This window comes from Spirosoma soli, from assembly GCF_042684525.1.
Classification (GTDB): Bacteria; Bacteroidota; Bacteroidia; order Cytophagales; family Spirosomataceae; genus Spirosoma; species Spirosoma soli.
Window position 1 is genome coordinate 210,762 of sequence record NZ_JBHULN010000009.1, and the last position, 11,733, is coordinate 222,494.

An 11,733-nucleotide genomic window follows, 5' to 3' on the forward strand; every position below is an offset into this window, starting at 1 on the left:
AGCGAGCTTACATTCATGAAAAAAAACAGAATATGCGGTGCTTTCCTGACGCTTAGCCTCTTTGTTATGGTGGCCTGTCACGACATAGACGTACCCGTAACCACCCAATTGACCCCCGACATTTTTCCCCAGAACTCAGCGCAGTTTATTCAGGCATCGGGACCACCCTATGCGGCCCTGCGGGGCGCGTTCTCGCTGGACTACTGGTTCATGCAGTCACTCAGTACAGACGAAGCGATTCTGCCCGCCCGGGGCGGTAACTGGTTCGATAACCAGAACTACCGAATGCTTCATTACCATTCGTGGACCAAAGATCACGGCTGGACAAACAGCTGCTGGACCTGGCTCTCGACCGTCATCGGTACTACCAATCAGGCCTTGTCAATCCTGGATCAGACGGTACCCGCCGGGGCCTCGAAACAGACAAATCTGGCGGAGTTGAAAATGGTTCGTGCCTTGTCGTATTTCATGATGATGGATTTGTATGGCAGGGTCCCGATTGATACCGCTTACGGTGACTTCTCCCCGCATCCGAACTTACCACGCAAGCAGATTTTCGAATTTATTGAAACCGAAGTGAAGCGGGCTCTCCCCTACCTGAGTAAGGCATCGGGCCAGACAACCTACGGTCGGGCAAACAAATACACCGCCTTTTCGCTGCTGGCCAAGATGTACCTGAATGCCGAGTATTATACCGGTACGCCCCGCTATACGGACTGCATCGTGGCCTGCGATAGCGTGATCAGCTCGGGATTATACGCGCTGGAGCCGAAAGAAACCTACCTTCAGATGTTTTACCCCAACAACGGGCCGCAGATGAAGGAGTTTATTTTTGCCATCCCGTACGATCCCAGCGCAGGGCCCATGCCGGGCACGAACGGCATGATGTACCACGCCCGCTACGACGTGCCCCGCTCCGCCACCAAGAAGTTTAACCTGCCGTTTACGCCTAGTGCTCCCGAAAGCACCCTGCCTGAGTTCTACGCCAGCTTCAACGACCCAAACGATGTACGGAATAAACAGTGGCTCACCGGCCTTCAGTTTATGAACGATGGGGTTACCCCATTAACCGTAACCACCACCAAAAAAGGGTACGATCAGACGTACACTGGAGCGGACGGTAATGCGCCCTACACCTACCAGGTCAACCTGACGCCCACCATAACGCTGCGCCAAAGTGAAGCCGCGTTCGACTGTGGTAATGATGAGATTGCCTGGAACATGGGCTACCGGAACATCAAGTTTTACCCGGATGCCTCTTCGACTTCCCGCAATCAAAACAACGATGTGCCCATGTTCCGGTATTCCGACATTATTCTCATGAAAGCCGAAGCCATACTGCGCGGGGGAACGCCCACAGGGGGCCAGACGGCCGTTTCGCTGGTGAACCAAGTTCGGGCCAATCGGACCACAAGCCCGGCCCTAACAGCGGTTACGTTGGACGATATCTACGCCGAACGCACGCGGGAATTTGCCTGGGAAGCCTGGCACCGGAATGACATGATCCGGTTCGGTAAGTACGAAGGCAAATGGGGCTTTAAGACGGATACTGACGTTAACCGCCGGATCTTCCCAATACCCACCACCGCCTTTACGCTTAACCCCGCCCTTACGCAGAATCCGGGCTATTAATTCTTTCTGCTTTTCATACGACAATCATCAAGCCCTTAAGCAGACTGCTTAAGGGCTTTGTTTCATCATACGCAGGGAAGATTCCCGAATAATCAGGTTAGAGGGCAGTCGGATGGCTTCTATTGGCGACTCGGCAAGGGCCGTCAGATGACTTAAAAATAGTCGCGAAGCCTCAATGCCAATTTCGCGGCCAGGACGCGAGACGGTCGTCAGAGAAGGATATGTATACGCCGAGATGGGCGAGTTATCAAACCCTACCACGGAGACGTCGTGCGGAACGTTCAGGCCCTTATCCTTCACGACCCGCATGGCTCCGATGGCGACCTGGTCATTTACCCCAAAGATAGCATCGGGAGGAGAGGCTAACTCCAGCAAGTGCTTGGTCGGCAAAATGGCGCTATCCACCTTAAAATTGGTATTAATGATCAACTCTTCGCGAATGGGCAGATTGTGACGTCTCAGGCAGTCAAGATAACCCGCAAACCGCTGCTCGGATACGGTCAGTGCATTAGGGCCTTTTAAATGGGCGATTCGTTTACAGCCCATATTGATCAGGTGCTCGACAACCGCATAGGCGCCATGATAGTCATCAACCGTCACCCGGCTAGCCGTAAACCCCTCGTATTCCCGATCAATGAAAATTAGCGGTACGCCCCGCTGGATAATGGTTTCCAGATGCTCATTATGACCAGCATCGTAGGTTTCCTGCGAGACTGATAAAAAGATGCATTCGACCCGGTTAGCCAACAGTTTAGAAATGTATTCGGCCTCCAGCAAAAAGCTCTCATTGGTAGCGCAGATATTAAGGATATACCCCTGTGGCTGTAGTACCGAGTACAACCCGTCGATGATTGATGATTCGTGGTAGTTACCGATCGTAGGCACCACAATCCCGAGTGAGTCCGTCTTTTTGTTCAACAAACTTAGCGATACCGAATTACGCTGGTATCCTACTTTTTTGGCGTATTCCTGGATATTCTTACGGGTGTCTTCATTAATCGAGTAGTGGTCATTTAAAGCCCTGGAAACCGTCGACGGCGAGCATTTAAACTTTCGGGCGATGTCTTTGATGGTTATGGGGCGGTTGGCGTGCATCAACTCCTCGATGTAAATGGTAGTAAAATCCTGCCAAGCTAGCAAAAGCCGGAGACATATCGATATGAGTGCCTCATTCCGGTACTTTGGTTATTCAGAGTTGAGCCAGCCGCCCCCCATCGACGCGCACCTCGGTCCCTTGTACAAATGCAGCCTCGTCGGACGCCAGGTACGCGATGGTTGCGGCTACATCCTCGGGTTTGCCAACATCCGAACGCTCAATCTTTTCGACTCCAGATTTAACATTGGGATTATCCCACAACATTGGGGTATCAATAGCTCCAGGAAGCACGGCGTTAATACGAATACCTTTAGTTACCTTCCAGTGCCGATGATCGTGTGAGCGACAACACAGCGGCTTTGGCCGCGGCATAGGGCGCCACAAGTGGTTCGGTTTCAACGGCATGTATGCTGGATACGTTAACAATGCTCCCGCCGGGCTTCATGCACAGAAAGGCCTGCTTAGTAAAGTAAAAAGTGCCGAGCAGGTCTACGTTGAGAACGCGTAGCCAGTCGTCGCCGGTCAATTCTTCTAACGCCTTGAACTCCATTAGTCCGGCATTGTTCACAACCACATCCAGACGCCCGAAGCGGTCCAGCGTTCCTTTCACGGTCGCTTCTACTTGAGCTTCTATGGCCACATTGCAGACGTTGGTCCACACATCGGGAGCACCAGCCGCTTTTACGTCAGGCAGCGCTTTGTCGAGATAATCCTGGTTTAGATCGGCCAGCACAAGCCGGGCCCCTTCCGACCCCAGCCGCTTGGCCACTGCCAGCCCAATCCCACTAGCCCCACCCGTCACAATAGCTACTTTATCCTGAAATCGCATGTTGCTTTACGCGTTAGATGGATTCGTTCGAGATGCCCGGCTGCCGCCATACTGACGGGCCGCTTTGGCATCATTCTGTTTTTTATGCGCCCAGGATTCATTACTCTCGCTGGGCATAACAATGGGAACCTGCAAACAAACGCTATGCGCTGGCAACACCTGCTGCCAGTCTTTGATAAGCTGTTTATACGCTTGCCCGACTGGTCGGATCTGCCGATTGAGGTCGTATAAGCCAAGAGGGTTAACAGTACCGTTGTTTTCCCGCAAAGCCGTATCCCAATCCACCTGATCGGTCAACGAATACCAGGTAAACCCGATGATGGGCACCCCGTCATTACGTACCCGCAGTACATTGGCCCACTCTTTCCAGAGCCAGTTGACGGCTTCGTCTCCGTTAGGTCCCTGCCACAAATTAGTTTCGGTATGCATAACCGGCAGTCGGTAACGGTCGTGGTACTGCGTTGTGATAACGTGATAGCCGAAGACCTCCCCCGACGCCCGCGTACTCCCATCGGCCGATACCCGATGCTCGTTAGTCTGATAGTAATCGTTGCCCATGATGCAGTACTGCTTAAGATCCTGCCCCAGAAAAAAATGGTACTCGTCGCGGGTCATGCCGTTGTCCATCAGGTATTCGTACATCTCCGAATCGACTCGACGCCCGTAGTTCAGGTCTAATGACAGAAACCGCTTGGCATTCAATAATTCGGCCGGTTTGATAGCCGCCGGGTTCTCGGCGTGAAAGTATTCTGACGATTCGCTCTGAATAAAAATGGCGTCGGCTCTTACGCCCAGAACCGCATTCATGGCCAGTACATTGGCTTTTACAATGTGCTTGAGCGCAGTCACAAACGCCGTATCGTTGGCAAGTTGCTCATTCCACCAGCCATGGAGCGCCGAAAACTCGGCGCAGATGTACATCTCGTTGATGGGCGTGTAGAGCTGAACCCACGGAAAGCGCTGAGCAAACGCCTGGGCGTATTCGGCAAAGAGAACCGGAAAATCTGAGTTTTGAAAGTTGCCGATCCAGTCAGGCACACCAAAATGGCACAGGTCTACGATGGGAATAATATCGCGTTGTCGTAGATGCCCAAAGGTCTCGTCGGCAAAGGACCAGTCGTACTGTTGCTGCCCCAGAAACGTAGTGTGAATCGGCGGCCCATAGCGCAGGAACCGGATACCTAACTCTTCCACAAGGTCAAAATCCTGGCGCCAATGCTGGTAATGGCCGCATTTGGCCAGCTCATCCTGTCGAATTTTGCCGCCCTGAATCGTGGGGTTGCTGTTTTCGATACCGGTAGCGAAGAGAAACTGAGGAACCATTGATGTGTTCACAAACGGAGCGTCTATCTGTAACAGGCAGCCAATCAGCGCCATTTACTTTATAGACTACTCGGGAAGTAACTTCGTGCTTCAACGGTTTGTTTAGGGTGTCATAGGGTACAGAAGAAATGTTAAGGGAGTTTTAATTTTGATCCGCACTAGCAAGAAACACCTCGCTTAACCAGTTTTTATAGTACTGAAGGCTAAACCTTTGACCGACAGACTTCACTTATTGTACGTTGTGGCCCTGCTAGCCGAGACACCTGACGAGAAAGTGAGCATTGGTCAGGTTGGCACAATTGTCGAAGAACTAACCGACGACATGTATGAAGTTGAGTTCGCAGACGCCAAAGGCCGTACCTTAACCACCTGCGCCGTTGAAGCGAAATATCTCTTGAAATTATGGCATGAACTGGCGACTCAGCCCTTCTCAAATCATTACAATAAGGATCACCCCATTTTGCATCAGCTCCTAATACTTCTCTTGCCAATTCTTCATAACGCATAGCGGGATTATTATCGTTTGAATTCATAACTATAGTATCTATTAAAGTAATAAAGTAAAAGCCCCGCTAAGAAACCTCAGCGGGGCTAAATATATCAAAATCCAAATTACTTATTACTTCACTTCTTCATACGGCACGTCCGAAACGTTATCGCTGGTTGGCTGACCCTGACCTGGGTTTGCATTACCACCGTCGAAACCAGCGCCATCCGTTGGGTTGGCACCTGCGCCGTTTGTAGCGTTGTACATCCTTGAGTGCTTATTTGACAACGGTAGCTTCCAATTCAACTTTTAAGGTTTCGGTTAAACTTTTTACCTCCATTAATGTAGTGGCTTGCTTTATACCATGCTTGGTTATCCAATTTTGGAAAATAGGAAAGTTGGGCCAAAACTCGTCATGAGACGTGGTGTAGATCGTTAGCCGCACAATATTCCGGCATTCGTACCCAGCCTCGCTGATAACTTGTTCTAAGTTCTGGATCGCGAGAAGTAATTGGGTTTTCATGTCGTCGGTACTGGATTGCCCATCCGCGTGTACGGCGGCTTGGCCCGAAACATAGAGCGTGCCGACTGGCTGTTTTACTTCTACAGCTTGCACATAACTAAGCTGATCTTGCCATTGCCAGGGATTGATGATTCGTTTTTCCATCTGTTTAGCTTGTTTAGTCTATGCCCATGCAGGCACCGTGGTCAGGCGTGTTATGGATAAAATTGCGGCTACACTTCCACGCCTGCCGCGTGAATTTTTACAGGGCAAAGTTGGGAAGCAACCCATGATTTGACCGTGACCTGTAGCACAATTATCGAGTGATGTAGGTCACACTATGCAGTAAGCCGACTCAGGGTTTCGCGCGACACACCTAAATAGGAAGCCAGCATGGTTTTAGGCACCCGCTGAACTAAGGAAGGATATTGTTTGAGCAGTTGTTCGTACCGCTCCCTGGCCTGGGTTGTCAGCAACGACAAGATGCGTCGCTGGGCCGCAATCGAACCAGCAATGACCAATTGAAGAAAGAAGCGTTCAAACTTCGGGAGGCTGGCGCATAGCGTTTGGTAGTTTTCCAGCGACAGGCAGAACACCACCGTATCTTCCAGGCAGTCTACTGACATGGTCGCTTCGGTCTGGGTGAAATAGGCCCCAAAGTCGCATTCCCACCAGTCTTCCATGGCAAATGAGACAATGTGCTGCTTACCCGATTCATCAGTGTAGACCAGCCTTAAAAGTCCTGAAACGACAAAATAAGCGAAGCGCACGGGTTCGCCTTCCTGAATGAGAAACTGGTGTTTCGTAAACCGTTTCACCGTGAAGTGATCAAGCACAAACCCAAACTCATCATCCGTTAGCGGTACTCTTTTTTCGATATGTTCCCTCAGTAGTTCCTGCATGCTCTTGGCAAATATTTGTCTGGAAAATACAAACAAAAAGCCCCCGCCGTTACCAGCAGGGGCTCTATAAATTATAAAATCTAAACGATTACTTCACTTCTTCGTAAGGCACGTCCGATACGTTATCCCCGGTTGGCTGACCCTGATTTGGGTTGGTGTTGCCACCGTCGAAACCAGCGCCGTCCGTTGGGTTGGCACCTGCACCGTTCGTAGCGTTATACATTTCGGTCGAAGCCGTAGTCCAGGCTGCGTTGAGCTTCTCCAGCGCTGCGTCGATAGCCGCTACGTCGCGGGAACCGTGGGCGGTGCGAAGTTGGCCGAGGGCGTCTTCGATGGCGGTTTTATTGCCAGCAGACAGTTTATCGCCGTAGTCCTTCAACTGCTTCTCGGTCTGGAAGATCATCGAGTCGGCCGCGTTCACCTTCTCAATTTTCTCACGCTCTTCTTTATCGGCGGCTTCGTTCGCTTTAGCTTCTTCGCGCATCCGGTTGATCTCAGCGTCGGTCAAGCCGCTTGACGCTTCAATCCGAATCTTCTGCTCTTTACCGGTGCCTTTGTCTTTCGCCGTTACGTTCAGGATACCATTGGCATCCACGTCGAAGGTTACTTCAATTTGAGGTACACCCCGTGGTGCTGGTGGAATATCCGACAGGATAAACCGGCCTAGCTGACGGTTTTGCTGCGCCATGGGCCGCTCCCCCTGCAGAATGTTGATCTCTACGCTCGGCTGGTTGTCCGAAGCGGTCGAGAATACCTCTACTTTCTTGCTTGGGATGGTTGTGTTAGCTTCTACCATCTTGGTGAAGACACCGCCCATCGTTTCAATCCCCAGCGACAGCGGGATAACGTCGAGCAGCAAGACGTCTTTCACCTCACCCGTTAAGACACCACCCTGAATGGCAGCACCAATCGCTACGGCTTCATCGGGGTTAACGGCTTTCGATGGCTTACGGCCAAACAATTTCTCTACTTCATCCTGCACTTTCGGAATCCGGGTCGAACCACCCACCAGAATCACTTCATCGATTTGGTTGGCCGATAGACCTGCATTTTTGAGGGCACGACGGCATGGCTCCAGGCTACGCTGAATCAGCGAATCAGCCAGTTGCTCAAACTTCGCCCGGCTCAGGGTACGTACCAAGTGCTTAGGGATACCGTTCACCGGCATGATGTACGGCAGGTTAATTTCTGTTGAGTTTGAGCTCGACAGTTCAACTTTAGCCTTCTCAGCCGCTTCTTTCAGGCGTTGCAGGGCCATCGGGTCCTGACGCAGATCGATGGCTTCGTCTTTCTTGAATTCGTCGGCGAGCCAGTCAATAATGACCTGGTCAAAGTCGTCACCACCCAGGTGGGTATCACCATCGGTTGATTTTACTTCAAATACGCCATCGCCGAGTTCCAGAATCGAAATATCAAACGTACCGCCACCTAAGTCGAATACGGCAATCTTCTGGTCCTTGTCGGTTTTGTCCAGGCCATAGGCCAGCGCGGCTGCGGTTGGTTCGTTGATGATTCGTTTTACGTCGAGACCGGCAATCTGACCGGCTTCTTTGGTGGCCTGACGCTCAGCATCGTTAAAGTAAGCCGGAACCGTAATGACGGCTTCCGTTACTGTTTGACCCAGGTAATCTTCGGCGGTCTGTTTCATCTTTTGCAGAATCAGAGCCGAAATCTCCTGTGGTGTATATTGACGATCGCCGATACGAACGCGAGGAGTAGCGTTAGGGCCGTTCTCTACGTCGTAGGCAACGTTTTTTGTTTCGTTCGTAACTTCGCTGTAGCGCTTACCCATGAAACGCTTGATCGAAGAAATCGTGTTTTTCGGGTTGGTGATGGCCTGACGTTTGGCCGGAGCCCCTACTTTACGTTCACCGTTACCGTTATCCATGAATGCCACGACCGATGGTGTCGTCCGGGCACCTTCACTGTTTGGGATAACGACCGGCTCGTTACCTTCCATGACGGCCACGCACGAGTTCGTGGTTCCTAAGTCAATACCAATAATCTTTCCCATAATGCCTAATTCAATAGTGGTTTAGCTTCTTGTTGCAGCGGTTGTTAACTGACAGACATCACCTATCTATCAATAGAAATGCCAGCCGGAGAATTTGTTTGGTTTGCTGTCAGATTGGCAGACTAAGATTAGCGGATGGGCCATATTGACGTTTATGGGTAGGCGTGGTGTGCCGTAGTTGTCAGACTATACATGATAATAACAAAACACCCGCTGAACGACGTCCAACGGGTGCCTCACTAACTGCGTACTGGTAACGTTCTTTACTTATCGACCGCCGAACAGACCGCCCAGCATGCCACCAAGACCACCGGCCTGACCGCCACCAAGCGAACTCATCAAACTACCAGCGTCTACACTCGAATCGTTGGGATCGTTAGCTTTGTGCATCAATTTACTGAGTACAATAGGCACCAGCGTACTCGCTACCGACATGGCCACCTGGGGCGAAATCCCAAGCTTGCTCATCAGATCCTGCTGAACATGCTGCTGAACCCCCTGCGTAGTGGGATGACTTTCGACGCTTCCTCCCTGGCCGGTGACCATCCCCAGCAAACTGCCCAGACCTCCACCCTGCGCCTGTTGCCCCAGTCCATTCATGATGCTGCTCGTAACGGTTTGCATGACGTTGTCGTTCTGATCATTCGGAATTGCCGGGTTATTGATGACCGACTGGCCAGCGTTCTGCTGTACTAAATTCATTAAGGTCTCAAACATGATTGTAGCGGTTATACTGGTTTAGCCGTTTGTAGTTGCCCCAACTTAGAATAGGTTTATCACCGGCTCTAAATCGATTAATTCGTTACTTTGTCGCAAATCTCTTGTGCGCATGCCAAACGAAGAACTTCCCCATAGCGATCCCCCCTCCGAAAAAGTCTCGTTCAGCGACAAACTAACTCCGCTACTTACTGATTTGTTTTACCCCAGTGAGTCCGATGAACCGGTTGAAGCAGTGACCTGCTACCTGAAACAAGCCGAACCTTTAACCGTCAGCCAGATCAAAGACTGGCAGATGTTGCCCCCCAAAGTGTACGTTGAAGAAAGACCGGAAACGGAGTTCTGGGCCCCAGTAATCACAGAGGAAGAGTGGTATGGCGAGGAAGAAAAAGAGCGTACGGCGAAATTTCAACACCTGAAACAGCTATTCGAAAAAGAGTTAACGGCACGACAGGTCTTTTACGTCGGCGAGTCCGAAATAGACGTGTATGTTCTGGGCCGGCAAGCCGACGGCGAACGAGTGGGTCTCAAGACGAAGATTGTGCAGACGTAGTACACTGCTGAGGACTAACAAAATAAAAACGCCCTGGCTCATCACCAGGGCGTTTCTTATTCAAGTCTGTTTACTTTACTTGTCCCACAACGGCGGCAAATGCTTCCGGGTGGTTCATGGCCAGATCAGCCAGTACTTTGCGGTTAAGTTCGATGCCTGATTTATTCAGAGCACCCATCAGAGCCGAGTACGACATGCCGTTGATCCGGGCCCCTGCGTTGATCCGTTGGATCCAAAGACCCCGGAAGTCCCGCTTCTTGGCCCGACGGTCGCGATACGCGTACCCTAAGCCTTTTTCGACGGCGTTCTTAGCGACCGTCCAAACATTTTTACGCCGACCGAAATAGCCTTTGGCCAGCTTCATTACTTTTTTCCGACGCGCCCGTGAGGCAACGTGATTGACGGAACGTGGCATTGTTTATAAGATGTTTTTTGACGACTGGCGACCGTTTTACGGGTACTTTACTGCCAGTAATCGGGTGAAACGTGAAACCAAGACGCAACCGCGTCTTTTCTTTGTCCTTAGACGTTCAGCAACGCTTTAATGCGACGCTCGTCAGAACCATTAACCAGCGTATCGTGCACTAGATTGCGCTTCTGCTTGGTTGTCTTTTTCGTCAGAATATGACTGTGGAAGGCGTGCTTCCGCTTGATTTTTCCGGTACCCGTCAGCTTGAAACGCTTCTTGGCGGCCGAGTTTGTTTTTACTTTTGGCATTATCGTAACCCGCTTTCGTGGAAAATTAAGTAAACAGGCCGCAAAGATACGAAAAAACTGTTAATCATCGGCCGTGAATCCGTATCAATTCAACGAAGACTTTTTAAGAGATGCATATCAATTCCCTTACACAGCAGCCCCGGATATACGTCTTTAGCGTTTGTGTGATAGTGGCTTTTAAGCAAACATGGTAATCCTGAGTGCCCGTTAAGCGATAATGACGTCTGGACTTATGGCAATTATATAAAAGCAAGCGGTGGTCGGTTTAATTAAACCGACCACCGCTTGCTTTTATAGGGTATCGTACGAACAGAACATCTGAGTCTGATCGCTGAGATGATGTTACTTTTTAGGAGTAGCGACTTTAGGCGACAGGAACATACTCATTCGCTTGCCTTCAAGCTTAGGTTCAGCTTCAACTTTACCGTAATCTTCCAACCCCTTCGAGAATCGCTCCAATAGTTGGAACCCCCGGTCTTTAAAGACGATGGCCCGTCCTACGAACTGAACGTAGGCTTTCACCTTTGCCCCTTCTTTAAGGAAGTTAATGGCGTGCTTAAGCTTAAACTCAAAGTCGTGGTCGTCGGTGTTGGGTCCGAAGCGAATTTCTTTAATAACAACTTTGGTAGCGTTCGCCTTGATCTCTTTCTGCTTTTTCTTCTGCTCGTATTTAAACTTGGAGTAGTCGACGATACGGCAGACGGGCGGTACAGCGTTGGGCGACACCTCTACGAGATCGAGGTTTTGCGCTTTAGCCATCGCCTGCGCCTTATTTATGTCGTAGATTCCCTGCTCTACATTTTCACCGACCACCCGCACTTCGCGGGCCAGGATGCGCTCATTGACTTTGTAGGGTTCTTCAACCACGCGACGGGGTGGTCTGCGTTGGGGTAATGCCATAGATTGTGTTTAGTGTAACTAACTTTTGATCGCTTGGATAACGTACCGGTTGTTAAAAAGT

15 protein-coding genes are annotated in these 11,733 nt (G+C 50.7%); 3 read left to right on the forward strand and 12 right to left on the reverse strand.

Annotated elements, in window-relative coordinates:
* Positions 1-15: 15 nt before the first annotated feature.
* Positions 16-1,632 (forward strand): RagB/SusD family nutrient uptake outer membrane protein, encoded by a 1,617-nt coding sequence (locus ACFSUS_RS16230; RefSeq protein WP_381524341.1) that lies wholly within the window; start codon positions 16-18, stop codon positions 1,630-1,632.
* 48 nt (positions 1,633-1,680) lie between these two features.
* On the opposite strand, the gene ACFSUS_RS16235 is transcribed toward ACFSUS_RS16230, so the two are convergent.
* The 4 genes from ACFSUS_RS16235 to ACFSUS_RS16250 all read right to left on the reverse strand — a co-directional run bounded on the left by ACFSUS_RS16235 (position 1,681) and on the right by ACFSUS_RS16250 (position 4,892).
* A complete protein-coding gene (locus tag ACFSUS_RS16235; RefSeq protein WP_381524342.1) occupies positions 1,681-2,727 on the reverse strand; it encodes a LacI family DNA-binding transcriptional regulator in 1,047 nt (348 codons plus the stop codon).
* 94 nt (positions 2,728-2,821) lie between these two features.
* Positions 2,822-3,019 (reverse strand): SDR family oxidoreductase, encoded by a 198-nt coding sequence (locus ACFSUS_RS16240; RefSeq protein WP_381524344.1) that lies wholly within the window; start codon positions 3,017-3,019, stop codon positions 2,822-2,824.
* Between the two features lie 19 nt (positions 3,020-3,038).
* Complete coding sequence (locus ACFSUS_RS16245) at positions 3,039-3,557, reverse strand: SDR family NAD(P)-dependent oxidoreductase (protein WP_381524345.1); 519 nt, start codon at positions 3,555-3,557, stop codon at positions 3,039-3,041.
* Positions 3,558-3,563: 6 nt separating this feature from the next.
* Positions 3,564-4,892, reverse strand: a complete 1,329-nt coding sequence (locus ACFSUS_RS16250) for a family 1 glycosylhydrolase (RefSeq protein ID WP_381524346.1) — start codon at positions 4,890-4,892, stop codon at positions 3,564-3,566.
* A 199-nt stretch (positions 4,893-5,091) separates the two neighbouring features.
* On the opposite strand from ACFSUS_RS16250, the gene ACFSUS_RS16255 reads away from it, so the two are divergent.
* Complete coding sequence (locus ACFSUS_RS16255) at positions 5,092-5,388, forward strand: DUF4926 domain-containing protein (RefSeq protein WP_381524348.1); 297 nt, start codon at positions 5,092-5,094, stop codon at positions 5,386-5,388.
* Positions 5,389-5,499: 111 nt separating this feature from the next.
* On the opposite strand, the gene ACFSUS_RS16260 is transcribed toward ACFSUS_RS16255, so the two are convergent.
* The 5 genes from ACFSUS_RS16260 to ACFSUS_RS16280 all read right to left on the reverse strand — a co-directional run bounded on the left by ACFSUS_RS16260 (position 5,500) and on the right by ACFSUS_RS16280 (position 9,502).
* Positions 5,500-5,634 carry a hypothetical protein gene (locus ACFSUS_RS16260; protein WP_381524349.1) on the reverse strand — a complete coding sequence of 45 codons (135 nt, stop codon included), beginning with the start codon at positions 5,632-5,634 and terminating at the stop codon, positions 5,500-5,502.
* 10 nt (positions 5,635-5,644) lie between these two features.
* Positions 5,645-6,034: a RidA family protein gene (locus ACFSUS_RS16265; RefSeq protein ID WP_381524351.1), complete on the reverse strand. Its 390-nt coding sequence runs from the start codon at positions 6,032-6,034 to the stop codon at positions 5,645-5,647.
* Between the two features lie 173 nt (positions 6,035-6,207).
* Positions 6,208-6,771 (reverse strand): Crp/Fnr family transcriptional regulator, encoded by a 564-nt coding sequence (locus ACFSUS_RS16270; protein ID WP_381524353.1) that lies wholly within the window; start codon positions 6,769-6,771, stop codon positions 6,208-6,210.
* An 88-nt stretch (positions 6,772-6,859) separates the two neighbouring features.
* Positions 6,860-8,785: a molecular chaperone DnaK gene (gene dnaK, locus ACFSUS_RS16275; protein WP_381524355.1), complete on the reverse strand. Its 1,926-nt coding sequence runs from the start codon at positions 8,783-8,785 to the stop codon at positions 6,860-6,862.
* 267 nt (positions 8,786-9,052) lie between these two features.
* Positions 9,053-9,502: a hypothetical protein gene (locus ACFSUS_RS16280; RefSeq protein WP_381524357.1), complete on the reverse strand. Its 450-nt coding sequence runs from the start codon at positions 9,500-9,502 to the stop codon at positions 9,053-9,055.
* A gap of 112 nt (positions 9,503-9,614) precedes the next feature.
* Here ACFSUS_RS16280 and ACFSUS_RS16285 point away from each other — a divergent pair, with 112 nt between their 5' ends.
* Positions 9,615-10,055: a nuclease A inhibitor family protein gene (locus ACFSUS_RS16285; RefSeq protein WP_381524359.1), complete on the forward strand. Its 441-nt coding sequence runs from the start codon at positions 9,615-9,617 to the stop codon at positions 10,053-10,055.
* Between the two features lie 70 nt (positions 10,056-10,125).
* Here the strand turns inward: ACFSUS_RS16285 and rplT are convergent, their stop codons facing one another.
* The 3 genes from rplT to infC all read right to left on the reverse strand — a co-directional run bounded on the left by rplT (position 10,126) and on the right by infC (position 11,672).
* Positions 10,126-10,470: a 50S ribosomal protein L20 gene (rplT, locus tag ACFSUS_RS16290; protein WP_381524361.1), complete on the reverse strand. Its 345-nt coding sequence runs from the start codon at positions 10,468-10,470 to the stop codon at positions 10,126-10,128.
* 107 nt (positions 10,471-10,577) lie between these two features.
* Positions 10,578-10,772: a 50S ribosomal protein L35 gene (gene rpmI, locus ACFSUS_RS16295; RefSeq protein WP_381524364.1), complete on the reverse strand. Its 195-nt coding sequence runs from the start codon at positions 10,770-10,772 to the stop codon at positions 10,578-10,580.
* Positions 10,773-11,114: 342 nt separating this feature from the next.
* Complete coding sequence (infC, locus tag ACFSUS_RS16300; RefSeq protein ID WP_381524366.1) at positions 11,115-11,672, reverse strand: translation initiation factor IF-3; 558 nt, start codon at positions 11,670-11,672, stop codon at positions 11,115-11,117.
* Positions 11,673-11,733: the final 61 nt, after the last annotated feature.

Bases quoted from the DNA above. Each gene is read 5' to 3' on its own strand.
- ACFSUS_RS16230 (WP_381524341.1), top strand. From the start codon at position 16: ATGAAAAAAAACAGAATATGCGGTGCTTTCCTGACGCTTAGCCTCTTT.
- ACFSUS_RS16235 (WP_381524342.1), bottom strand. From the start codon at position 2,727: ATGCACGCCAACCGCCCCATAACCATCAAAGACATCGCCCGAAAGTTT.
- ACFSUS_RS16245 (WP_381524345.1), bottom strand. From the start codon at position 3,557: ATGCGATTTCAGGATAAAGTAGCTATTGTGACGGGTGGGGCTAGTGGG.
- ACFSUS_RS16260 (WP_381524349.1), bottom strand. From the start codon at position 5,634: ATGTACAACGCTACAAACGGCGCAGGTGCCAACCCAACGGATGGCGCT.
- ACFSUS_RS16265 (WP_381524351.1), bottom strand. From the start codon at position 6,034: ATGGAAAAACGAATCATCAATCCCTGGCAATGGCAAGATCAGCTTAGT.
- ACFSUS_RS16270 (WP_381524353.1), bottom strand. From the start codon at position 6,771: ATGCAGGAACTACTGAGGGAACATATCGAAAAAAGAGTACCGCTAACG.
- dnaK (WP_381524355.1), bottom strand. From the start codon at position 8,785: ATGGGAAAGATTATTGGTATTGACTTAGGAACCACGAACTCGTGCGTG.
- ACFSUS_RS16280 (WP_381524357.1), bottom strand. From the start codon at position 9,502: ATGTTTGAGACCTTAATGAATTTAGTACAGCAGAACGCTGGCCAGTCG.
- ACFSUS_RS16285 (WP_381524359.1), top strand. From the start codon at position 9,615: ATGCCAAACGAAGAACTTCCCCATAGCGATCCCCCCTCCGAAAAAGTC.
- rplT (WP_381524361.1), bottom strand. From the start codon at position 10,470: ATGCCACGTTCCGTCAATCACGTTGCCTCACGGGCGCGTCGGAAAAAA.
- rpmI (WP_381524364.1), bottom strand. From the start codon at position 10,772: ATGCCAAAAGTAAAAACAAACTCGGCCGCCAAGAAGCGTTTCAAGCTG.
- infC (WP_381524366.1), bottom strand. From the start codon at position 11,672: ATGGCATTACCCCAACGCAGACCACCCCGTCGCGTGGTTGAAGAACCC.